General features: G+C 47.2%; 15 protein-coding genes. 10 read left to right on the top strand and 5 right to left on the bottom strand.

Annotated elements, in window-relative coordinates; genetic code table 11:
• Positions 1–11: 11 nt before the first annotated feature.
• From mutS to V1L52_RS09350, 8 genes are all read left to right on the top strand, one after another.
• A complete protein-coding gene (gene mutS / locus V1L52_RS09385; RefSeq protein ID WP_428769052.1) occupies positions 12–2,762 on the top strand; it encodes a DNA mismatch repair protein MutS in 2,751 nt (916 codons plus the stop codon).
• A 40-nt stretch (positions 2,763–2,802) separates the two neighbouring features.
• Positions 2,803–3,570: a ComF family protein gene (locus V1L52_RS09380; RefSeq protein WP_428769050.1), complete on the top strand. Its 768-nt coding sequence runs from the start codon at positions 2,803–2,805 to the stop codon at positions 3,568–3,570.
• 99 nt (positions 3,571–3,669) lie between these two features.
• Positions 3,670–4,152: a ribosome maturation factor gene (locus V1L52_RS09375; RefSeq protein WP_428769048.1), complete on the top strand. Its 483-nt coding sequence runs from the start codon at positions 3,670–3,672 to the stop codon at positions 4,150–4,152.
• 2 nt (positions 4,153–4,154) lie between these two features.
• On the top strand, positions 4,155–5,666 hold the full coding sequence (gene nusA, locus V1L52_RS09370) for a transcription termination factor NusA (RefSeq protein WP_428769046.1): 1,512 nt from the start codon (positions 4,155–4,157) through the stop codon (positions 5,664–5,666).
• A 6-nt stretch (positions 5,667–5,672) separates the two neighbouring features.
• Positions 5,673–8,342 (top strand): translation initiation factor IF-2, encoded by a 2,670-nt coding sequence (gene infB / locus V1L52_RS09365; protein WP_428769044.1) that lies wholly within the window; start codon positions 5,673–5,675, stop codon positions 8,340–8,342.
• Between the two features lie 5 nt (positions 8,343–8,347).
• Positions 8,348–8,704, top strand: a complete 357-nt coding sequence (gene rbfA / locus V1L52_RS09360; protein ID WP_428769042.1) for a 30S ribosome-binding factor RbfA — start codon at positions 8,348–8,350, stop codon at positions 8,702–8,704.
• Positions 8,701–9,852: a tRNA pseudouridine(55) synthase TruB gene (gene truB / locus V1L52_RS09355; RefSeq protein ID WP_428769041.1), complete on the top strand. Its 1,152-nt coding sequence runs from the start codon at positions 8,701–8,703 to the stop codon at positions 9,850–9,852. Before rbfA ends, truB begins: the two co-directional genes overlap by 4 nt.
• A 172-nt stretch (positions 9,853–10,024) precedes the next feature.
• Entirely contained in the window at positions 10,025–17,332 is a 7,308-nt protein-coding gene (locus V1L52_RS09350; protein ID WP_428769039.1) for an Ig-like domain repeat protein, read from the top strand.
• A 77-nt stretch (positions 17,333–17,409) separates the two neighbouring features.
• Here the strand turns inward: V1L52_RS09350 and V1L52_RS09345 are convergent, their stop codons facing one another.
• Genes V1L52_RS09345 through V1L52_RS09330 form a run of 4 tightly spaced genes read right to left on the bottom strand, consistent with a single transcriptional unit; the run spans position 17,410 to position 21,170 of the window.
• Positions 17,410–18,714: a galactokinase gene (locus V1L52_RS09345; RefSeq protein WP_428769037.1), complete on the bottom strand. Its 1,305-nt coding sequence runs from the start codon at positions 18,712–18,714 to the stop codon at positions 17,410–17,412.
• Between the two features lie 21 nt (positions 18,715–18,735).
• Entirely contained in the window at positions 18,736–19,827 is a 1,092-nt protein-coding gene (gene sppA, locus V1L52_RS09340; protein WP_428769036.1) for a signal peptide peptidase SppA, read from the bottom strand.
• Between the two features lie 14 nt (positions 19,828–19,841).
• Positions 19,842–20,534, bottom strand: coding sequence for a DUF975 family protein (locus tag V1L52_RS09335; RefSeq protein WP_428769034.1), 693 nt, complete (start codon positions 20,532–20,534; stop codon positions 19,842–19,844).
• A 12-nt stretch (positions 20,535–20,546) separates the two neighbouring features.
• Positions 20,547–21,170: a CYTH domain-containing protein gene (locus V1L52_RS09330; RefSeq protein WP_428769033.1), complete on the bottom strand. Its 624-nt coding sequence runs from the start codon at positions 21,168–21,170 to the stop codon at positions 20,547–20,549.
• Between the two features lie 117 nt (positions 21,171–21,287).
• On the opposite strand from V1L52_RS09330, the gene queD reads away from it, so the two are divergent.
• Complete coding sequence (queD, locus tag V1L52_RS09325) at positions 21,288–21,683, top strand: 6-carboxytetrahydropterin synthase QueD (RefSeq protein WP_428769031.1); 396 nt, start codon at positions 21,288–21,290, stop codon at positions 21,681–21,683.
• Positions 21,684–21,751: 68 nt separating this feature from the next.
• Entirely contained in the window at positions 21,752–23,116 is a 1,365-nt protein-coding gene (locus V1L52_RS09320) for a putative bifunctional diguanylate cyclase/phosphodiesterase (protein ID WP_428769030.1), read from the top strand.
• A 54-nt stretch (positions 23,117–23,170) separates the two neighbouring features.
• On the opposite strand, the gene hisF is transcribed toward V1L52_RS09320, so the two are convergent.
• Complete coding sequence (gene hisF, locus V1L52_RS09315; RefSeq protein WP_428769028.1) at positions 23,171–23,938, bottom strand: imidazole glycerol phosphate synthase subunit HisF; 768 nt, start codon at positions 23,936–23,938, stop codon at positions 23,171–23,173.
• Positions 23,939–23,943: the final 5 nt, after the last annotated feature.

The following is a 23,943-nucleotide window of genomic DNA, read 5'->3' as shown; positions in this document are numbered from 1 at the left end:
ACGGATTGAAAATGGAAACGAAGATGTCCGCGCAAACGCCCTCAGGTTCAACTACACCCTTAATGGCCCAGTATCGGAGCATAAAGGCCGATTATGCCCGTGAAGTGCTTTTTTTCCGCCTGGGCGACTTTTACGAAATGTTCGATGCCGATGCCGTCGAAGTTTCGCGTCTTTTAAATTTAACGCTGACCCGCCGCGGCGATAGCCCCATGTGCGGCATTCCCTATCACGCTTCCCGTATATACATTGCCCGGCTTTTGCGTTTAGGTAAAAAAATTGCCATATGCGAGCAAATATCGCTAAACGAAAACGGCAGGGGCCTGGCCGAAAGACGCGTTGTTGAAGTTATCACTCCGGGAACCGCGGTTGAAGAAGAGTACTTGGAGCAAAACACAAATAATTTTTTAGCCGCCCTTTGCTTTTCTTCCTATAAAAATACCGCCGCTTCTTCTCAGGCAAAAAACGCTTCGGCTTTGCAGGTTTCCTTCTCTTACATCGATATTTCCACAGGCGCTTTTTGTGCAACGCATTGGAATCACTGCGACACGGAAGAAGAATTGGCCAAAGAATTGGGACGCATTATGCCGCGCGAATTGCTGGTATCCCGCTCGTTTTTGGAAGAAGGCGAAACGGACCGTCTTATCCGCCGCTTTTCTTCAGTTTCTTTAAATGTCGAAGACGATTGGAGATTCGATGCACAAAGTGCCTATAACCGCCTTTTACGGCAATTCGGCACCCTTAATTTACAATCCTTTTCTTTAACCGATACCTCGCCGGAAATACCCTCGGCCGGAGCCCTTCTTGACTACGTACTTCGTACCTCGGCTTTTTCGCGTTCCGACGGGATTTTGCCGCAGGTTACCGGCCTTTCCGTGTATGCGGACAGCGATTACGTTATTCTTGACGATTCGTCTCGCCGTAATTTGGAAATTACCGCCAATTTACGCGACGGAGGCATTCAGTACAGTTTATTGGAAACCGTCCGCCATACCCAAACCGCTATGGGGGCCCGGCTTTTGCGTTCTTTTTTTGCCCGTCCGCTGCGTTCCGTTGAAGCTATACAAAGACGGCATACCCATGTCGGCCTCTTTGTTAAATCGGAACATATATTGACTTCGGTTCGGGCGGTTTTGTCGCGCATTCTCGATATCGAACGTTTGGGCAGCCGTATCGTACTTGAGAGAGCGCACGCAAAGGATGTGCAGGCTTTGCGCATCAGCCTGGAACATTGGCTTGAATTACGCCGCTTAACTGCCGGCTTTGCCCCGGGAGATTTTTCCGATGCCCTTTACGTATTTGAAACCGAACCCGCTTTACAGATAATAAAGCTTATACGGGATTCGATTTTGGACGACCCTTCTACCTCTTTAACCGAGGGCGGTATTATAAAGGAGGGCTGGTCGGAAGATTTGGACCGTTACCGCGAAATTCAAAGTAATTTTAACCGCTTTTTGGATGAATACTTGGAAGAGGAAAAACAAAAAACGGGTATTTCAAATCTGAAAATCCGTTTTAACCGCAATATCGGTTACTACATGGAAGTTACGCGCGGAAAACTGGACTCCGTACCCGAACACTTTATTTTACGCCGCGCTTTGGTAAACGGAGACCGCTATACCTCGGAGCGTTTGCAGCAGCTTGAACGCGAATTAACCGGAGCGGGCGAAAAAATCATTGAAACGGAAAAAGCCCTCTTTTTGGAAATCCGCACAAAACTCGCTTCTTATATACGATACCTGCTTACTGCTGCCTCCGAAATAGCCTATATCGATGTTATCGCTTCTTTTGCGCATGCCGCTCTTTTGCACAATTGGATATGCCCCGACATGGAAGAGGGCCGTGCCTTTGAAATCGAGGGAGGAAGGCATCCGGTTGTGGAAATGCATCTTCCTTCGGGCGAATTCGTTCCGAACGATGCCTTCTTTGCCGAGCGTCACTTTGCCCTTGTTACGGGACCGAATATGGCCGGTAAAAGCACCTATTTGCGGCAAAACGCCCTCATCGTTTTTTTGGCGCAAGCGGGCTCATGGGTTCCCGCCCGAAAAGCCCGTATCGGTGCGGTTGACCGCATTTTTTGCCGTGTAGGGGCTTCGGATAACCTTGCCCGCGGGGAGTCCACCTTTTTGGTTGAAATGTCGGAAACCGCACTTATTTTGCGTTCGGCTACGGAGCGCAGCCTTGTAATTATGGACGAGGTGGGGCGGGGTACTTCCACCGAAGACGGACTTTCGATTGCATGGGCCGTTTCGGAATACCTTTTGCATACCCTTAAAGCCCGCACCTTTTTTGCAACCCACTATCACGAGCTGACGAGAATCCGCCACAAGGCTTTACAGCTTTTATGCCTTGAAGTGCAGGACAGGGCGGGGCAAATCGTCTTTACAAAAAAAATAAAAAGCGGGGCATCGGAAAATTCCTACGGCCTTCACGTTGCCCGCCTTGCAGGTATTCCGCCTGCAATCATAGAGCGCGCTCAGGTTATTTTGGAAGGCTTGCAAAAAAAGACCCCTTGGACGGAAAATGACGGACATTTCGCCGCGGCGGAAGGATTGCCGGCTGTTCCGCCGGAATCTTCTTCGGCAGCTGAAGCGGTTCCGCCGTCGGATGCGGTACGGCCCGTATCCGCAGTGCAGGCACCGGGTTTATTCAGCGAAGAAGAACTCGTACTTGACGAAATACTTTCGGCCGAACCCGATTCCTTAACGCCGCTTGAAGCCCTGCAGCTTCTTGCACGATGGAAAAAACGCTTGTCGGGCCGCTGAGAACTCTCTTTTTTTTACAATCCGCGCCTATAATATAGGTATGGGCCTTTTATTTAAAACCCTTTTGTTTATCCGTTCGGCTGCGGGGCATGCCTTGGCCCTTTTGCTTCCTCCCCAAACCTGTGTTTCATGCGGGAAAGAAAGCCTCTATCTTCCCGTCTGCATCTCCTGCCGTGAAGAAATGAAAGCTTCCCTTAAAGAAGCTATTGAAGCAACAGAGACCCGCTGTAAACGCTGCGGGCGCATACTGATTTCGGAAAAAGAAATCTGCCTTGAATGCAGAGAAAGCGATACCATAGCCTGCCTTGACGGCGTTTTTCCCCTCTATCCCTACGTGTTATGGAAAAAAAAACTGCTTTTTTTATGGAAAACCGAAGGTCTGCCCTCTCTTTCCCCTTTTTTTGCATCTCTTGTGTATGAGGCATGGAAAACCCTTTATCCCGGCATTCCGCTTGTACCCGTCCCGCCTCGGCCGGGCAAAATATTCCGTGAAGGCCGCGACCAGATAGATGAATTGAGTCGCTGTATGCAAGGCCTCTACGGTCTTCCCGTCTTTAAAGTTTTAAAGCGGCTTTCGTCCCGGCAGCAAAAAAAACTAAGCCGTGCCGAACGCCTTTCACGTACCGAAAAACGTTATGCTCTAAAACCCGCGTTTTTACTGCCGACTTCTTTTAAAGCATCGCCTCCCGAAGCGGCCGTTCTTGTTGACGATATAATTACCACAGGGGCAACGCTTGAAATATGTGCCGAGCTTCTTAAACAAGCGGGCATAAAGCGGGTATATGCGATTACCCTGTTCAGCTGTTGACAGAATATGCGTAAAACGGTATAATTATCATTGAACATAGTATTATCCTCAAAGTCGGGAGTCGTTCAAACGGCTCTTTTTTTGTATACAGGGAGAAAGATGGAGTATACCGCTCTTGAAAGCATACAATATTATTCCGAAGCGAAAACGCTTGTTGAAGGCTTGGGCTATATATTGGTTGAACTTCAGGTTGTGCGCTCTCATTCCGCCGTTCAAATCCGTACCGTTATTTCAAAACCCGTTTCCGATACGGACGGTTTTCAATCCATAGGTGTAAACGATTGTGCAAAGGTACACCGTCTTTTACTGCCGCGATTTGAAGCCCTGTTGAATTCGCAGGATATATATATGGAAGTAACCTCGCCGGGCATGAACCGCAATATAAAAAATGCGGCCGAATTCGTCCTGTTTAAGGGCAGAACCGTACGCGTATGGGATAAAGATATTTCGGACTGGGTAACCGGTACAATCGAATCTTCTTCATCCGATTCGCTTACTTTAAAACGTTCCGACAGCGGTGAAACAAAAATATTCGCATATGAACATATAGCGAAGGCAAAACTCGTAGATACGGAGGGCTGAATATGGCATCTCAATTGGCTGAAGCGATTCATCAGCTTATTCAGGACAAAGGATTAACGGAAGAAGCCGTTTTAAAAACCGTTGAAAATACAATCAAAGCCGCATATAAGCGGGCCTACGGTACCGCAGACAATTGCTATGTCGAATTTGAAGACGATTTAAGCGACGTATCCGTATATTCTCGGAAGGTAATCGTGGACGGGGTATACGATCCGGTTACCGAAATTGAACTTGAAGAAGCGCTCGAGATGAGTCCGGAATGCGAGGTCGGCGATGAAATAGATATCCTTATAGACCCTAAGGATTTTGAACTTTCCGCCGTACAGACGGGAAAGCAAACAGCCCGCCAATCACTGTCCGAAATTCAAAAAGACACCCTTATGTCCGAGTACAAAGATAAAATCGGTGAAATTATCATCGGTTATTATCAGAGAGAACGCAACGGAAATATCTATGTCGATTTGGGTAAGGTTGAAGGTATTTTGCCGGCAAAGTTTCAGTCGCCGCGTGAAGTATACCATAAAAACGACCGCATTAAAGCCCTTATTACCGACGTAAAAAAAACATATGCGGGCTTACAGGTGGTGCTTTCGCGTACGGACCCCGATTTTGTGCGCTCCATCGTTGAATTGGAAGTTCCCGAAATTTATGACAACACCGTTGAAATCTTTAAAATCGTGCGTGAAGCCGGCTACCGCACCAAGATAGCCGTTTTTTCGCACCGTGAAGATGTCGACCCGGTCGGCGCCTGTGTCGGCTTAAAGGGCGTACGTATTCAATCCGTTATACGTGAACTTGAAGGAGAAAAAATCGACATTGTTCCGTATGACCCCGACCCGCGCGTATTTATAAAAAATGCGCTTTCTCCGGCCGAAGTTACCGGTGTTGTTATTTTGGACGAAGAAAAACGTCAGGCTTTGGCGGTGGTTCCCGAAACCCAGTTTTCGCTTGCAATCGGCAAGCAGGGCTTAAACGTGCGTTTGGCAAACCGTTTGGCCGATTGGAATATCGACGTTAAAACCGAAGAGCAGTACGAAGACTTTGATGAGCTTTTGGCCGAATCCCGAAAAGCGGCTCAAAATTTGTTCAGCGGCTCCGATGAAGTGTATGAAATTACTTCCCTTGCAGAGCTTCCCGGTGTCGATAAGGAAATTGTCGGCATTTTGGAAGCGCACGGCATAAGCGATATTCAGGATTTTATTTCGGCTAAGGACGAAGGAAAGCTGAGCGGATTTGAAGATATTTCCTCCGAGGATATGGAAAAAATAGCTTCGCTTATTGAGCAAACGGTTGAATTTGTTGAAGAAGACGAAGCTGAAGATACTCCCGCACAAGCCGAAGAACGGGGAAGTGAAACAAGCGGCCTTACCGGAACGGAAGCGGAGGATTCCCTGTCCGGTGCAGCCGAAGAAGTATATGAATGTCCCGAATGCGGGGCTCGGATAACAACCGATATGACAAACTGTCCCGGTTGCGGTATCGGTTTAAGTTTTGAATATGAGGACGAAGAGTAGGATTACATGACGGAAGAATTGGAAAAAAAGACTAAAATCAGGGTGCACAAAAAACAACCCGAGCACACCTCTCCCATGGGGTCTGCATCGGCAGTGTCTGCGGATGCGGCCGCGGCGGAAAAAAGAAAGGTGGTCGTAAAAAAGAAAAACACCGTATCCAAGAGTGAAGCACCGGCTGCGGTAAAAGTTTCGGTAAAAACCGTACCGGTTTCCTCCGCTCCCGTACAAAAGCAGGCTCCGGCAGCTGTAAAGCCTGCCCCCGAGTCCGCTCCTGCGGAAAATGCACCCGTAAAAAAAGTCTCTTCAATTTCCGAACTAAGTCCTCAGCGTCCGAATATAAAACAGGGTAACCTTGCAGGCCGCTCCCGTACGGGTACGGCCGGAAAATTTCAAGGACGAGGAACCCGATCCTATAACGAAGGCGGACGCTCTTATCCCGACGGCGGCTTTACCGGTGCCCAAGCGCGCGAAAGCTATCAAAATCGTAACGACCGTGCTCCCGGAGGGCAGGGTGCAAGAGGCAGTTTTGCAGGTAAAAACGGCCGGGACGGCGCGCGCGAAGGCGGACGTGACTTTAGAGCAGGCGGTGCCCAAGGCGGACGCGGCGGCTTTACTCCGCGTTCTCCCGGCGAGGGAAGGCGTCCGGGCTTTATGCCCCGTCAGGGATTCGGTGCTCCCGCATCCCCGATGCCCGAAGCTAAAAAAACGCCTTCGAAAAAAACGTTTACAAAAAAGAAAACCGTTTATTCACGCAAAGACCGCGAAGAAGATTTACAGGATAAACTCTTTAATCAAAAGAAAAAGCAAATAACAAAGGCGAATGTCGTTCCCGAAAAAATAGAAATTATGGAAACCGTTTCCGTTTCCGATTTGGCAAAAAAGATGAACTTAAAGGCATCGGAAATTATTGCCAAACTTATGTCAATGGGTATGATGGTTTCCATTACCCAGTCCGTAGATTCCGATACGGCAACCCTCGTTGCCTCGGAATACAACTGCGATGTAAAAGTCGTCAGTTTATATGAAGAGACGGTTATTGCAACCGAAGAAGATTCCGAAGACGCTATGGCTGCCCGCCCGCCGGTTGTTACGATTATGGGTCACGTAGACCACGGTAAAACAAAAACCTTGGACGCCATCCGCAGTACAAACGTTGTCGCAACCGAATTCGGCGGCATTACCCAGCACATCGGCGCTTATATGGTCGAAACGCCCAAGGGACGCATAACCTTTTTGGATACTCCCGGCCATGAAGCTTTTACGATGATGAGAGCGCGCGGTGCAAAGGTTACGGACATCGTTATTTTGGTGGTTGCCGCCGACGACGGAGTTATGCCCCAAACGGTGGAAGCTATAAATCACGCAAAGGACGCCGATGTTCCGATTGTCGTTGCGGTAAACAAAATAGATAAGCCCGAAGCGAATCCCGATAAGGTGATGACCCAGCTTTCCGATATGGGCCTTATGCCCGAAGAATGGGGCGGACAAACCCAGTTTGTAAAAATCAGCGCCTTAAAAAAAGAAGGTTTGGACGAACTGTTGGATGCGGTACTTTTACAGGCCGAAATTCTTGAATTAAAGGCAAACTGGAAATGCCGCGCCGAAGGAAAGGTTATAGAATCGCGCATAGATCACGGACGCGGTGTTGTCGCAACCATCATTGTGGAGCGCGGAATTTTACGCACGGGAGACCCCTATGTTGCAGGCGTCTATTCCGGCCGTGTGCGCGCCATCTTTAACGACCGCGGTCAAAAAATAGAAGAAGCATCTCCTTCCATGCCGGTTGAAATCCTCGGTTTGGAAGCAATGCCGAATGCGGGCGATCCCTTCCAGGTTACGGAAACCGAACGCGAAGCGCGCGCCGTTTCTTTAAAGCGTCAGGAATTAAAGCGCTTTGAGGACGCTAAAAATATTAAAAAGGTTACACTCGATAACCTCTACGATACAATCGATGCGGGCGAAGTTATGGAACTCAAGGTTATCGTAAAAGCCGACCTGCAAGGTTCGGCCGAAGCCCTTAAAGAGTCGCTTGAAAAACTTTCAACGCGCGATATACGCCTTGTAGTTATACATTCGTCCGCAGGCGCCATCAACGAAAGCGACGTTATGCTTGCCGCCGCCGACTCGAACGCGATTATCATCGGCTTTAACGTGCGCCCCACGCCCAAGGCGAAGGTGCTGGCCGAACAGGAAAAGGTCGATATCCGCAAATACAATATCATCTACAAGGCGGTTGAAGAAATCACCCTTGCGATGGAAGGTATGTTAAAGCCGGACGTAAAAGAAGAAGTTATCGGTATGCTCGAAGTACGCGATACTTTCAAAGTACCCAAGGTCGGCCTTATCGCCGGTTCCTACGTTACCCAGGGGCTTATCAAGCGTACAAGCAGCGTCAACGTTATCCGCGACGGTATCGTTATTTATACCGGTAAGGTTTCTTCTCTCAAGCACTTTAAAGACGATGCAAAAGAAATTAAAAGCGGTTTTGAGTGCGGTGTCGGCATAGACCAGTGGCAGGATATAAAAGTCGGCGACCAACTGGAAGTATTCGAATACGTGGAAGTTGCCCGTAAACTTACCGACAGCGAACCTCTGCCTAAAAAAGGCAAGGGTAAAAATGCCAAAGCGGGCGAAGCCGCTTCCGACACGGGAGCCGGAACAGCGGAAGGAGAATAAGGCCGATGGGAGAGTTCCGCCTTATACGTTTGGGAGAGCAAATCCGTGAAGAAATCGCTTCGATGATTTTATCGGAGCAGATAAAAGACCCGCGCGTTTCCACCTTTTTAAACATAAACCGGGTTGAAGTAAGCCGCGATTTGTCTTATGCAAAGGTCTATGTTTCAAGTTTTTTAGCCGATAAATCCACCGAAAAGGGCGTAAAAGGCTTGGAAAGCGCTGCGGGCTTTATTCAAACCTCGCTGAGTAAAAAGCTCAGGCTGCGTCAATTTCCCAAACTGACCTTTATTGCCGACACGAGCATAAAAGAGGGTATGGATATGGTGCGCAAACTCAATGCTCTTGAACGGCAGGAGTTATGAGTTTTTCCGACGCCGGCAATTCTGCTGCCGGTATGACTGCCGCCGGCAATTATGCCGCCGGCAATTATGCCGCCCTGTCCGGGATTTTACCGTACGCAAAAAAAAGCGGTTTAACCAGTTTTTCTTCTTTAGGCTGTATTAAAAAAGCCCTGCACACAAAAAAGGTAGGGCATACGGGCACCCTCGACTCTTTTGCGGAAGGTTTGCTTGTCGTATTAACCGGAAGCCTTACGCGCCTGGTACCCTTTTTTACCCTCTTCGATAAAACCTATGAAGCGGTTATCTCTTTCGGCGAAGAAACCGATACCTTAGACCCCTCAGGTTCGGTTATAAGAAGCGCCCCTCTTCCCGACAGTGCCGATTTTAGCGCCGCTCTGGAACGGTTTCGAGGCAATCTTATGCAAAGCCCCCCTGCCTATTCCGCAATTCATGTAAACGGAAAACGTGCTTCCGAGCTTGCCCGCGAAGGAAAACTTCAAGATATTCCCGCGCGTCCCGTTACCGTATTTAAAAGCGAAATCCTTGAAACGCGCTTAACGCCCGAAAACAGGGTGAGCTGTGCGCGCGTTTTGTTTCACGTTTCCAAGGGAACGTATATAAGAAGTCTTGCCCGCGACATCGCCCTCTCCTGCAATTCGGCCGCTCATTTAATCGGCTTAAAGCGCACGAAGGTCGGCTGTTTTTCTTTGGAGCAGGCCGCTTTTGCCGATGAACTGGAAGACTTTACAATAGAGTCGGTTGTCCGCCGCACCGAAAACGGCGGTATGAGCTCTTTTTGCGATGAAGCTCTGCAGCGTACCGATGATGTTCGGCCGCAAAATGAAGATACAATCCTACACTCGCTTATGAGTTTTGACCCGAGCATTGCCGAATACTGCGGCTTTATTCGGCTTACACTGCGCGAAGGGCGCCGCTTTGATTTTATAAACGGTAAGCCTTTAAAAGCCGCTTTTTTTGAAGATTTTGAAAACCTTGAGAACGCCTTTAACCTGTATACAAAACGATTTTTCGCAGCCCCTGTATGCGAGCCTTTGAACCTTGCCGTTTTTTTACCCGACCGCACCTTTTGCGGTATAGTACAGGCGCTGCCCTCAGGCAATGCGGTTTTCCCGCGCTTAAAATACGGCTTTGTCGTTTCCCTTATTTAAAGGACATTTTATCGTATCTGCCGGCTTACGCGGATATCCGCTTTTAAGTTCCGATTGTGTTTTTTTTATATATTTATGTTATAATATACGTGAGTTCGGAGTTTTTATAAAGTTTATATAAAAACATGCCGATAACGATAGGGGAGGCGCTTTATAGGATCGGAGGGCGTATATGAAAACACATAAACCGATACGTAATACGTTGGTATCGATAGCTGCGGCTTTTGTCGGTATAATTATGTATTCGGCCTGCGAGCAATATGTCGGCTTAGGCAGCGGCATAGATATTTTACCGCCGAAGGGGCAAATAACCTATCCCGATGCGGGCGAAACCCCTATACGCGGAAGCTTTGTCATTAAAGGCACGGCAAAGGACGATGAAGGGATTGTATCCATTGACGCCGTTTTTGAAAATGACGAAACAAAGGTACGAAGCCGCTCTTTTTCCGCAAAGCCCTTTGCGCAAACCGCAGAAACAATACAGTGGGAAATTGAAGTAAATAATGAACCGCTCGGTGAGGAACCGGGCCATCCTCTGGTAAAACTGTATCCGATTGCCGACGGGCAGTACACCGTTATTATTACCCTTACCGATAAAAACGGCAAAACGGTAACTTTAAATAGAACTTATAAGATTGATAATACTCCTCCCGTCTTTATTGTTGAGCGCCCTTCATTGTCGGCAACTTATGATGCGTCCGCTCCTGTTGCGGATCAATACGGCGCCGTTATGAAAATCGTAGGTTCGGCTGCGGATATGCACGAACTGAGTTCAATCAGGCTTGAAGCCGACAGACTTGCAACCCCTATAACAAAAAAGAACAAAGAAAATTCCGTCAATATTGTTATGGCTTCTTCGTCTGAACCGACTTACAATGACTTGGTGACAGCTGCAGGCGGAAACGATAAACCCTTAAAAAGTACGATAACTTTGCAGGATAATGCCCGTATGTATAACGGAAGTGCAGACGGGACGGGAAACGAATCGGCTTTTTATTACGTAAAAAACGAAATAGAAGGCTCCATTGATTTAAATAAATATACCGCCAAGGTTATAAGCGATTATTTTTCCGGTAAAAAGGGAAAAGACGGCGGAACCCCTCATGAACAGGCCGTTTTCGATTTGCGGCATACCGATACACAGGCCCGAACGATTTTATCTGACAAGCGCATAATACCGCTGCAAAAAAAGAGTGTATTCTCTTTAAATCCCGATAAGTCCCCCGGCTTTAAAGTTATAGGAGCTTATGCGGTAATTTTCCCTGAAGGCTCAACTGCTCCGACTCCTTCCCCGGCTTCAATGCTTTTCGGCTCTTCTTCGTCTTTAACTGTTGAATTGTATCCGAATAGGGACGGCACCGCCCTTGTTTCCGGTACCGATTATGCGGCAAGCGGAATAAAAATTAAGCTGTGTAAGGGTAATACTGTTGCAGATTTAAAAAACGGTACTTATACTGCGGAAAAAACATTTTTTGATGCGACCGCATCAAGCCCCGACTTTTCAGGCGTTACACAAAGCGGAGGACTTATAAAAATAACCAAACCTCTGCCTCCGGACATTGAACCCGGATTTTACAGAATGAATGTGGAAGGCCGCGACGTAAACAATAACGGTTTTGTCGCTTACAATGATGAAAACAAACCTTCGGGCGGACTTTTGATTGTTGAATTTAAAGCGGCCGGAGCCCCGTATATCTTTCCTCATCAACCTAATCCGTATCAAAAGGGAAACTTCACTGTAAGCTGTACCGTTGAAAATCTTGCAGGAGGTTCGGTTTATTATAAACTTGACAATCCGGCCGGTGAGGATGTTCCGGCGGCCGCTTTCGTGTTTGATCCGAAGCCGGGCACAACCAATGTCTATGAAAAACTCATAAATACAAGCAGTCTTACACAGGAGGGAGATCATGTCGTTCACTTGCGTGCCCGTGTAAGCAATGCCTTATATGCAACTTCGCAGGTCCCCTTTGTGCTTGATAAAACGCCTCCTGAAGCGGCCGGTTTAATATCCGATCATGTACCTGCAAACGGTACATTCAGCAATTGGTCTCATACATTTAAAGGAACGGCGAAAGATAAGCCTATAAACGGTTATCCGAACGGTTCGGGGATAGAAAGGGTAATCTATAAAGTAGGCGGAAAAACGGGCAACACTATTACCTACGGAGATGAAATACCCGCCAAGCTTACTCCTTCTTCCGGTTCCGCTCCTTCGTATGATTGGGAAGCCGTTGTAAGTTTCGGGCAAAAAATGTACAACTATGTGCATGTAAGCGTATACGATAAAGCGGGAAATAAAACCGATAAACAATTCGGCCCTTATGAGGTAAATACCGATTCCCCGCAAATTAAATTCGATGATGTAAGGTTTTCGTTGGGTTCAACCTATGTTGAAGCATCACCCGTAACCTTGGTAAAGCAAAATGCGGTTATCGGCAACGGAACAAGTAATGAGTCAAAAAAAGCATCTTTCAAAATCTTTGCAAAAAATGCGTTCGGAATTAAAACCGTAAAAGTGTCGATAGGAAACGGAGCTGAAAAAGACGGAATAGAGACGGGCTCTTCGGCCGATTACGAAGAATGGACGGTACAGGATGTTGTACTTACCGAAGGAAACCCCAATTTTAAGCTTTATGTTGAATCAAAATCCGGCACGGTAACCGAATGGCAAACTCCCGTTATAGTCGATTTTTCCGCTCCGACGGTAAGGCAGACATCTCCCGATTTGCAAAACGTCTTTTTCAAAGAAATAAAGCTGATGGGCAGTATCGTTGATGAGGCCGCCTCGGGCCTGTCTTCGGGTGCGGATCCGGGCACGGTAACATATCAAATCGGAAACTCCGGTTTTGTAACCTCTCATATCGCCGGCGGCAGCGAATTAAGTAAGATAGAGTATACCGGCGGCGCATGGACTATAACAATTCCCGATATAGCAAAATATCAAACGGGCTTTGGCGCAGCTTTGCCTTCAGGAAGTATCGGCGTTTACAGTATTCCCGTACACATACGGGTGAGCGATAAGGCCGGAAACGGCGTTACTTCTACCGAATTCAGGATAAAGTTTGACCCGGCGGGTGGAGCTCCCTTTGCGGAGCTGAATACCCCGAAAGCGGATGACGCCTTGGGCGGCGAGATTTTAATAAGCGGCAGCGCTCATGTTGCAAATCCCGCATCGGGTAAATCGGTTAAAGAGATTTATTTGCAATTGGGTCAAACACAGGCACAGCTTGAAGCCGATACTTCCTGGACTTTGGGCGGTACCGATTACGGAGCTGCAGGCGGGGTTAAAATTTATCCGGCATCGGGCAATGCCGATGTCTATTATTGGAACTACATTCTTCCCGATGCCGTTAAAGCCGCGATTCTCGGCAGTGCACAGTCAAAAGAAGTATTTTTACGCGTAAAAGCAAAAAACAATGACGGCCTTTTGGGTGATTGGACTCCCGCTCGGAAATTCACGATAAATACCGATGTTGCAAGATTTACAGGCATGAAGCTTGTAAAAAGCGACGGCACTTCTGAAGATTACAGTCCGAATTCCGTTTGGCTGAAAGGAGATGCTTTTAAGATAAAGGGAGCCGTTTCTCACAGTGCAGGTATAAAAGATACCATAAAGGCCGAGTCCCCCTCTCAGCTGCCTTTAGGCTATGAAAGCCTTTTCACAAGCGGTTCTTCCGGTTGGTTTACCGCACAAAGCAGTGTGCCCCCGGGAGGTTTCCCCGGTTACACCTTTGAAATACCCGTAAAAACATTTCATTACACTAAACGGGCGGGAAATATTCAGTTTAATATTTCGGCCGTCGATGCCCGTACCGACGGAACCCCCGTACCGGTTACGTATCCGATAATACTCAAATACGATAACAGTCAGCCGTCTGTTGCTGCGGGCGAATATATTGTGAAAAGCGCAAGCGCATTGTTCAGTGCAGGCAGTTTTACGGCGGACCATCTCGAAAACGATGCAGAGCATCTTGACAACAATAAAAAAGATTTATACCGTGTTCTTGTAAACAATCAGGTATACACGATACAGACTATATCGGGTACGGACGTTACTTTAAGCAATGCTTCGTCGTTAAACGGTACCTTCGATTACGGTATTGTAGAGCGGCCGAAGATGATTTTTGACGGCGATGGCGGTTCGGATTATCAAATTACCGGTATCGCTTCCGATACGGGATCGGGTGTACAAAAAGTTACGGCAAAACTTGAAATCGTAAAAGGTACTGTGCTTGAGACGGTTTCGGTTGACATGACCCGCAGCGACGGCAGTAATAAAATAAGCCGAGAACGCGGCGATATGGTCAGTTTTAAGGGTTCTTTAAATACCGAAGGCGTTTCCAACGGAAAAGGACGGCTTACGATTACCGCCTATGATGAAAACGACAATGCGATGTCCGAACAGATAACCGACATAATCGTAAAAAATAAGCCGATAGCAATTAAAAAGATTGTTTTTAAAACCGACTTATCCGGTAACGGAGCCTATGAATCCAATGAAGAGTTTGAAGTTACAGATACCGGAAATTTCAATTCGGATAGAGATTTTACGGTTACCGTAACTGCCGCATCCTCCTTTACCTTTAAAAATCCGGTAAAGTCGGAACTCGCGGTTACCCTTAAAGGCGGTTACGGAACACAGGCGGTTGTATCCTTGCATAAAGAAGGCACGCCAAGCGGTACAATCGGCGATGAAATTATGAGCGCAAGCGGTACTATTACAGGAGCCGAATATACGGTAAATCTTGATTTAAACGGTAAGCTCAATATAGGCGACGCCGACGAAAAAAAACTGTTTCTTAAAGTTGCAGACGAATCAATCGGAACAGTGCCCCCCGCTTCGTCCGTCGCCCCTTCCGTAAATCCGTATTGGCATGCTCAAGCCGATATAAGTGTCGGGTTGGATGTTGAAGATGATATTGCTCCCAAGGGTTTTATTATGCCCCTGTTTTATAACAGCAATGAGGGCAGGATAACAAGACCTGAGGATTTACCCTTAGTCAGCGTCGTCTATGATACAGAAGAGGATACGCAGACAGGGGTAATAAAGGTTAAAGAGCCTCTCGGCCATATCGAATTGGCTTCAATAAGCGATTTAGGCAACAATCATCCGAGCGTTTCTGGAAAGGTAATGCTCCGCGGTATCGCTTACGATAATATCCGTCTTAAAACGCTTACCTTAAGCGGAGCGGGAATTGCTGCCGTAAGTAATGAATTTACAAACGGGGCATGGTCGCCTTCTTCTGCTCTTAAAGTCGTGAAAAACGGCTTAAGCAATACGGGCCACTATGTAGAATGGGAATACGAATGGACGACGGATACTCCCGCAAAGGCGAAAACGATAACCTTAACGGTAACGGATGCAAAGGCTTCTCCGAATTCATCTACCGCTTCTACCGTATCGGAGCCTGTTCAACAACAGGGTTCCCGGCCGGGAGACCGCGCACTGATTCTTGATACGGGAGAGACGGCGGTAAAGCATCAGTTTATCCGTTTGTATGAAGGCGATAAGTCGTATCTTGTACAGGTTAAAAATGTTTCGTCTACACAGGAAGGTTCCCAATTCAAAACAATGGTTACATGGGATACTGTAAGCGTACCTTTATCGATTACTCATTATAAACTGTATACGGATACGTCGCACAAGCCCTCTTTGACGGTCAATATTGTACCCTATGTTATAAAAATGGAAACCGCGCTGTCAAAGCTCGGCGGGATAAACGACCCCGACCTGTATGCACGCACTGCCTTAGGCCGCTATCCGGTACAGGATAAGGAAAAAATAAAGATACACGGTTTTAACCTTACCGGTGCCGCCGCAACGGTGGGCGGTGTTTCGTCCGGAACTTTGAGCGGAACCTCATCGCCGTGGGAGTTAACCCTTGCATCGAATGTAAAGAGCGGAAAGCTTGATTTTACGGTCGGGGCGTCCCCGAATCAGGTTAAGGCTGTGAATAACGGCAATAACAACGATAAACCCTATAACAAGGTTCCTAAAACGGCCAATAACGACAAGCTGACCGACGACCTATGGCTCGATGTCTGGCAGTTTAACGATAAAGCCGCCCGGCCTCACCGCGGTGTCATAACCGAGCCCGTTATGCATATCAATCCTTCAAACGGTATGATAGGTTTTGCCTTTGCCAACGGCCCCGACTTTTTCAGTATGAGTAACGGAACCGGCAATTCGTATGAAAGATGGCAGAGAAACTACGACGACTACGGGAATGTCGACTTTATCTACGACAGTGAAGGAAATTCGCACGGTGTAGTTGTGGGAAGGGATATAAACTCCGGCGGTAATCAAGGCGGTAAATTCACTTATTTTAGCAGTAAATGGGGCATCAGCAGTATTACCAATCAGGCTGCCAATTACGACGATACTAAGGGCCGACGCTTGGAGGCTATCGGGCAGATTGGCGATATGAATGGAGCCGGAGGTACCATACTGGATAAAACCCGCATCCAGCACCCCTCTCTTGCTGCGGTAATCGCTTCCGATGCCGGAAAACCGCGTATTTATCTTGCCTACTATGACGGCATAAACGATCAAATACGCTTTAAGTACGGTACCAATGATAAGGCGGCAGCCGCGGATTTCGGACAATTTAAAGATCAGGAAACAACTCGTGCTGTTACCCCTTACAATCAGAATAATGTCGGTATCGTTGCAGGAAAGTATAAAAACGGTTCCGCCGTTGTTGATACCGGAAACGTTACGGGAACCTATTTGTCACTCGGGGTTGTCTCCGGTGCTCATGCGGCCTCCGATACGGCGGTGTTAATTTGGTTCGACGAAACAAACCGTATGCTCAAATATACCTATAAAACCGATCCGCAAAACGGAAGCCACGCTTCTCAAAGCGGCGACGGTAACGGTACTTGGAGTATTCCTATCGATGTGTTCGACAAGATGAATGTGGGCGAATACTGCAAGATTGCCGTCGATAAGGCGGGCGGTATACACATTGCAGCCTTTGACTCGGATACGGCTGATTTGAAGTACGCGTATCTTTCAAGCTATTCTGATACGGCATTTAAGCGGTCTACGGTTGACTCCTACGGTATAACGGGAACTCATATTACCTTGGATGTCGCATATACGGCAGCAGGCACGGCCGGTAAGCCCGTTCCCTATATAGGCTACTACTCGGCTTCCGCAGGACGCTCCAAACTTGCCTACCTTGTAGATACGGCAACGGGCGTATCCGGCTCGGCCCAGGGTACCGATGATACCGGCTACTTTACCGGTAAGTGGGAGGTTTCGGTTGTACCGACTGCCAGCCGTGTCCAGCAGGACAATATCAACGTCGGCATATGGAAAACTTCCGGAGGTGTTATAAAGGATTCGACAACGGGAGTAAGTGATTCAAATATTTCCGATGGAAAAATCTACGGCAACGGTACGGCCAATCCCGTTCTGGCTTATGCTATACGGCAGGCGATGAACGGCTATATCGAAACCGCACAGAAAAAATAATGTCCGCTCCGCCAAGATACATCCGTGTACCTTGGCGGTCTTTGCCTGCCCTGCGGATTTTAGTGCTTAATGTAGCTTCACACCGGAATCTCTACGGCACCGACGGGACGTATATTCATAACAAAGACGGGGCTTTTTTCATTGCCCTTTTCGTCGAAGCCGAGCGCCTTTTCCATATACGAGCGGTATTCGGCGCAGAGTGTTGAAGGTATAAAAACCTGAATAACGCCTGCAAAACCGCCCCCGTGTACGCGGCAGGCTCCGCAGCCCTTTTCGCGTAAAAAGCGTTCGGTAAGGGCCAAACAGAGGGCAACGGGCTGTTCGTGTGAAATTCCGCTTACGCAAATATTTTGGAGCCACTTCCATGAGGAGTTCCCGGATTCTTCAATCAATTTTAAAAAGCCGGTAAAATCTCCCGTTTTAAGGCAAGCGATTTGCGCATCGACTCTGCGGTTTTCTTCAAAAAAGTGGAGGGCGCGCAATACCGCACGGTCTCCGCATTTTTTTCGTATGCTGCCGACTTGATTGTACACATCTTCAAAGCTCAATTCGCGTAAATGCGTTTTACCCAAAGCGGAGGCAGCGGCCTTCATTTCCGCCGGTATTGCCGAATATTCTTCGGATAAGTCGGCGTGTCCGCTTCCCGTGTTTACTATAACAAGTTCATAGCCTTCTTTTGCAAAATCGAAGTTTACTTTTTCTATAAGAGGTTTTTCAGGCTCTTTAAAATCTATAGCGATAAGGCCGCCTACCGCACAGGCCGTTTGATCCAATAATCCCGACTTTTTATGCCAATATGCGTTTTCCGCAAACTGTCCTATTGCCGGAAGAGATTCAAGGGGAATCTTTCCTTCATTGTATAAATTGTTCAGTATAAGGCATATCAGCATTTCAAAAGAGGCGGACGAACTGACCCCCGCGGCCCGTATAACATCGCTTGTAACGCATGCTTTAAAACCGCCTGTCTTATAACCCGCATTTTTAAATCCTTGGAGCATACCGCGTATTAAAGATTCGGAACCGCTTTCTCCTTCACGGTATGCGGTATCGGAGGTGTCTATGCCGAAGTCCTTATTATAGGTAATGTCGTAAATGCTTACTATGTTGTCGTCCGAAGCTTGAACCGCCGCAATACAGTCCTGATCTATACTTGCCGCCAGCACCTTGCCTAAATTGTGGTCGGTGTGATTGCCTCCTATTTCGCTTCTGCCCGGCGAACTGAAAAAACGGAGTTTTGGGGTTTGCGAATCGACGGATTTTGCGTCCGCCCCGAAGCGTTTATACCAATGCTCCGCAAGAGCTTCGTAACGGGCTTTTTGCACGGCAAGCCTTGTGTTATCGTCTCCGTACAATTGTGTAAATAAGTCTTGAGGAAATTTCATATCGCCGCTCTCCCGATCCTTTTAAGGCGCATGATAATAATAAGCCGGCAGCGGAAGATTTTCGGGCAAACCGGAAATCCCGTGTACCGATTCAAAAAGGAGGGTGTCGATTCCTGCATCCTTTAAGCGTATAAAACCGGCCAAGGCTGTTGAAGCCTTATATAAATAATCGTACAGGTTTTTTTTCCGCTCAAATCGAAGATGCTCGATTGAAAGCTCATCTCCGTCGGAAAAACAGTCCAGCATATTATCGAGGGCATTTTCATAGGTATCTACATAGTCGACAAGACCGTTTTTTTCGGCTTGTAGGGCCGTATAAATGCGTCCGTCCGCCAGACGGCGTACCTCTTTAAGGGGCATATCCCGGCTTTCGGCAACGATTTGCGTAAATTGGTCATATGCTTCGTCGGCGACGGACTGCATAATTGCGCGGTGCTCATCGGTCAGCGGGCTGTTTATATTAAACATGTTTTTATTTTTACCCGCCGTAACGGTAGTCATCTTTATACCGTACCTTGTTAAAAGTTCGGTTAAGTCTATCGATGTGGCGCTTATAACGCCGATTGAACCGGTAAGGGTATTGCGGTTTGCATAAATGACATCGGCGGCACAGGCGATGTAATAGCCTCCCGATGCGGCAAGAGGACCCATATATGCCCATACGGGATTTTCGGTTTTATATTTATAATCTTCCAAGGCAAGGTAAACTTCGTCGGATTGGTAGACGCCGTCGCCCGGTGAATCTATGTACAGCAGTATGCCGCGGTTTTTGCGGTCTTTGCTCAAGTCCGCTATCGTATCCAAAAGCCAGTCCTGATTATAGCTTTCGTTTGCATCCTGAATCACGCCTTCAATGTAAAGCACTGCGATATAATCGTCAAAATGCAGGGAAGAAAAAAATCGCAGGGGCTGCATCAACTGTGAAAATGAAAAATGTCCCTGTACGGGCAAAAGATCGAGCGGCCGGATGCGGTGCAAAGAATCGGCAACAGTCGAAAGCTGAAGTATCCCGGCTGTAAGACCGATAAGAACGGTAATACAGAGTATCAATATCCCCTTTTTTGCCTTTGAGCTCAAGGGCTTTTTTACGTTTTTGTAAGCAGGTTCGTTCACTGTACACCCTGTTGTCACTGTACGCTCTGTTGAGCCGGCGGTAAGCCGAAGTCTTCATTTGTAAGCACGCCGCGGCGAAGCGCATCGGCTTTTAAAAAACGGTATGTATTTGTAAATGTTGCGGATATATAGGGAATGAGCCAGAGGTACCCGATTCCTGCGCTCAAAAGTGCTAAAAGCATCCAGCCGATAAAGCTTAATTCCAGTAAAAAAAGATCGCCTTTATATCCCTTGGTCATTGCCATACTTATTTTCATCGCCTTGCGTACGGATACCTGCGGATTTTCCGCAAGAATGTATAAAATCTGCGAATACGCAATCGCTTTAATAATACCTGGAACTATAAAAAGCATGCACCATAAAAAAGTCCAGAGCCCCGACCACAGCGATGCCAAAATACCGCGTCCCCATAAATTCAGGGCTTCCAAAAACGCCGAAAATGTTGCCTTTTCGCGGTTTTCGGTAAACACGAGGTAGTACTTTACCAAAGCTATTTCAAAGACGGCTCCCGCAACGCCTCCGATTATCGATACGACAAACTGAAAAAAAGAATAACTGTCGTCTCCGCTCAAAGCGCTGTATAGCGATTGCGGCAGGATAATGACCAATAATACAACTTGGGTAAACAGGGTTAATAAAACAGGCGTTGTCCAATATCCCCGTAATTGCTCACGGGCCTGTTTTTTGTATTGACGGCCTTCAAACATGGTCGCCTCCTCTTAGGTTTCGATTTTTCCGGCAGCGGATGTATGCGTTGCCGATAATTCACTGTAATACATAGGTTCAATCTGTGCAAGGGGAATTTCGCACTTTTCCAAAAGCTTTTCCATTTTTGTTTGTACCTCTTCTACGTCTCCCCTTTCTTCTCTTACTGTTTCAATTTCCAAAAAATCGCCCAAATCGTCTACGGTACATAATTCAATGAGCATATCTTCATAGTGCCATTGCATACACCTTTTATGCTTGGTTAAAAAGGGAGAAAAGCCTGCAGCCATAATAAGTTCTTCAAAGGCCGCACCGTCCGATACGCCGAATTCGCTTTCTTCGTTCACTTCAAGGCCGCTTCTCTTATGGGGCTCTTTCCCATAGCCGCCCGCGTTTTTTTGTTTACAGGTAACGAGGGTGCGTACGGGCTCCTGTACGCTTTCCGACTTTTCAATCCGTATGCGGAGCGTTGTACCTTTGTGCTCTTCTTCGGCCGGACGTATCGGAAGAAAAAAAAGCTCCTGTTTCCAATAGCTGTCGTATTTGGAAATTATTCCCCGATAATCGGCAAAGGAATTTAGAATCCGTATAACCCGTTCTCTGTCATATACGCGGGCTTTTAATTCGATTTCATGCATGGCCGAATTATAGCATAAAGATATAAATTAATCCGCTTTTTTCCCGTATAACGGTAAGTTGTAGTGATTTTGCATAAAATGCTTGCAAAATTCCGAAGTTTGTTATATAGTTATAATATGTACGAGGTGTCTGTCGAAGCCGAATTTGCGGCCGCGCATTTTTTAGCGGATTTTCACGGTAAGTGTGAAAATTTACACGGACACAATTACAGGGTAAAAGCATATGTACGCGGAGAAACCTTGGATGAAGGCGGAATGCTTATGGATTTCGGCATCTTAAAAGGCGCCCTGCGTGATGTGTGTAAAAGCCTGGATCATTCTCATTTGAATGAGGTAAAGGAAAACGGGGTGCCGGTATTTCAAAACAATCCCAGCGCCGAACGTATAGCCCGTTTTATCTTTGTTCAGCTTGAGAAGAGGATCCCGTCTTTGCCCGACGCACGGCTGTATGCCGTTGATGTCTTTGAAACCCCTGTAAACCGTGCCCGGTATATAGGACGGCTTTGTACATAATCGGGTATTGTATCATACGGTTTGTCCGTCTCATTAACACAGGGGGAGGGGAAAAGAGGGTATCGATAATGAGCGTTGATATTGCTGTTGAAAATGTAGTGCTGAAACGTAAGCTGGCCGATTATGAAAGAAAGCTTAAAGAGCAGGAAACGGACCCGCTTACACAATTGTATTCAAAACAAAAGTTTTTTTCCGAAGTACGTAAGATGCTCGACGCAAATCCCCACAAGCCTTTTATCTTTATAAGGTTCGATATAGAACGATTCCAGTTAATAAATTCTTTTTTCGGCTTGGATGAAGGCGATAAGCTTTTACAGTATTTGGCTTTTAAGATGAGGCAATTTGCCCTTGTGCTTCCGAACTGTATTATCGGCCGCATAGAAGGCGATATTTTCGGCATGTGTTATAACTTTAACTCTAGCCCGGAAAGCCTGCGCGCCATGATGATGCAAAATCTGGAATCCTTTATAGGCGGTTACCGTGCGGATTATGAACTGCGCATCATTATAGGAGCGTATCCCATAGAGGATAATTCGATGTCCATTGAATCGATTTATTCACGGGTGATTTTAGCCAGTAAAAAATGTAAACAAAATCCGACCGGCGGCTACTTGGCTTTTTATGATGCCAGTATGAGCGAAGACATGATTAAAAATCAGCGTATTACGAATCAGATGAGCACCGCTTTAAAAGAAAATCAATTCGAGGTTGTGTTACAGCCCAAGTGTCATTTAAAAACGGGCGAACTCATAGGGGCTGAAGCTCTGGTGCGCTGGCGACATCCTGAAAACGGCTATCTGCCTCCGAGTGAATTCATACCCGTTTTTGAAAAAAACGGCTTTATTTTTAAACTTGATGAATATGTGTGGAACAAAGCATGCGAGTACATCCGCTCGTGGATTGACAGCGGTTTTGATCTGGTTCCCATATCGGTAAACGTTTCCCGCTACGATTTGCGCAGTTCAAGTCTCCCTGCAAAATTTAAAGAGATTTTGGAAAGATACAATGTGCCTGCAAAGTATTTGCACTTGGAAATAACGGAAAGCTCCTATGCCGAAGATGCAAACGCTATCGTGCAGGAGGTGCAGCGTTTAAAAGATGTGGGCTTGCATATTGAAATGGACGACTTCGGAACGGCTTATTCTTCTCTCAATATGCTCAATGAAATGCCTATCGATACGCTTAAGCTCGACATGAGCTTTGTGCGCAATTATGAAAAATCTCCGGGCAGGGCGATTATTTTGCAGTTTATCGTAAAATTGGCCCAGGCTCTAAACCTTGAAGTTCTTGCCGAGGGTGTTGAAACAAAGGAGCAGGCCGAACATTTGCTTTCTTTGGGCTGCTGCATGGGCCAAGGATATTATTTTTCCAAGCCCGTACCCAAAAAAGATTTTGACGTCTTTGTTATGCAGCACGTCACTGCCAGCGCTTAAAACGCTTAAAATTAAAAGCTGCCGGGGCTTAGCCGTGTCGGCCGTTTTGACGGTTTAAACGCCCCGTATGGGAATCCCCCGTTCTTGCAGCTCCGCTTTAATCCCTTCTATCGTATATGCTCCCGAATGCACTATGCTTGCGACAAGGGCCGCATCCGCTTTTCCTTCAGTCAATACCCGTGCTATGTGTTCGGGGCTTCCTCCTCCTCCGGAGGCTATAACGGGTACTCCCGCCGCTTCGGATACGAGGCGCGTCAGTTCTATTTCGTATCCCTCTTTGGTGCCGTCCGCATCTATGGAATTAAGCACTATTTCTCCGGCTCCAAGTTCTACCGCGCGTAAAGCCCATTCTTTTGCATCCAAGCCGGTGGGGGTTCTGCCGCCGTTGATAAAAATGCGGTAGCCTGAGGGCATGGCGCTGTCGCGGGCGGCATCCATTCCCAATACAATGCACTGGCTGCCGAAAATACGCGCCCCCTTTTTGATAAGGTCCGGATTTTTAACCGCCTGCGAATTGAGGCTGACCTTTTCGGCTCCGGCTAAAATAGCTGCGCGAATATCGTCTTCGGTTCCGATTCCGCCGCCTACGCAAAAAGGAATAAAGATTTCTTTCGCCGTCCTTTTTATTAAGACCAGGTCGGGACCGGTTCGGCGCGCCGAAGCCATAATGTCGTAAAAGACAAGTTCGTCGACGCCGCCCTTGCTGTATGCGCCGGCCATTTGAACAGGGTCTCCTATATCCGCATTGTTTTGAAAACGCACCCCCTTTGTGGTGCGGCCGTCTTTTACGTCAAGGCATACGATAATGCGTTTTTTTAACATAGTGC

The sequence above is a fragment of the Treponema sp. HNW genome (assembly GCF_050320395.1).
In the GTDB taxonomy this organism is placed as follows: domain Bacteria; phylum Spirochaetota; class Spirochaetia; order Treponematales; family Treponemataceae; genus Treponema_C.
Note: the sequence above shows the minus strand (reverse complement) of the source record. Positions and strands in the feature narration are given on the sequence as shown.

Coding starts and splice junctions, on each gene's coding strand:
- mutS (WP_428769052.1), top strand. CDS start 12: ATGGAAACGAAGATGTCCGCGCAAACGCCCTCAGGTTCAACTACACCC.
- V1L52_RS09380 (WP_428769050.1), top strand. CDS start 2,803: ATGGGCCTTTTATTTAAAACCCTTTTGTTTATCCGTTCGGCTGCGGGG.
- V1L52_RS09375 (WP_428769048.1), top strand. CDS start 3,670: ATGGAGTATACCGCTCTTGAAAGCATACAATATTATTCCGAAGCGAAA.
- nusA (WP_428769046.1), top strand. CDS start 4,155: ATGGCATCTCAATTGGCTGAAGCGATTCATCAGCTTATTCAGGACAAA.
- infB (WP_428769044.1), top strand. CDS start 5,673: ATGACGGAAGAATTGGAAAAAAAGACTAAAATCAGGGTGCACAAAAAA.
- rbfA (WP_428769042.1), top strand. CDS start 8,348: ATGGGAGAGTTCCGCCTTATACGTTTGGGAGAGCAAATCCGTGAAGAA.
- truB (WP_428769041.1), top strand. CDS start 8,701: ATGAGTTTTTCCGACGCCGGCAATTCTGCTGCCGGTATGACTGCCGCC.
- V1L52_RS09350 (WP_428769039.1), top strand. CDS start 10,025: ATGAAAACACATAAACCGATACGTAATACGTTGGTATCGATAGCTGCG.
- V1L52_RS09345 (WP_428769037.1), bottom strand. CDS start 18,714: ATGAAATTTCCTCAAGACTTATTTACACAATTGTACGGAGACGATAAC.
- V1L52_RS09335 (WP_428769034.1), bottom strand. CDS start 20,534: ATGTTTGAAGGCCGTCAATACAAAAAACAGGCCCGTGAGCAATTACGG.
- V1L52_RS09330 (WP_428769033.1), bottom strand. CDS start 21,170: ATGCATGAAATCGAATTAAAAGCCCGCGTATATGACAGAGAACGGGTT.
- queD (WP_428769031.1), top strand. CDS start 21,288: ATGTACGAGGTGTCTGTCGAAGCCGAATTTGCGGCCGCGCATTTTTTA.
- V1L52_RS09320 (WP_428769030.1), top strand. CDS start 21,752: ATGAGCGTTGATATTGCTGTTGAAAATGTAGTGCTGAAACGTAAGCTG.
- hisF (WP_428769028.1), bottom strand. CDS start 23,938: ATGTTAAAAAAACGCATTATCGTATGCCTTGACGTAAAAGACGGCCGC.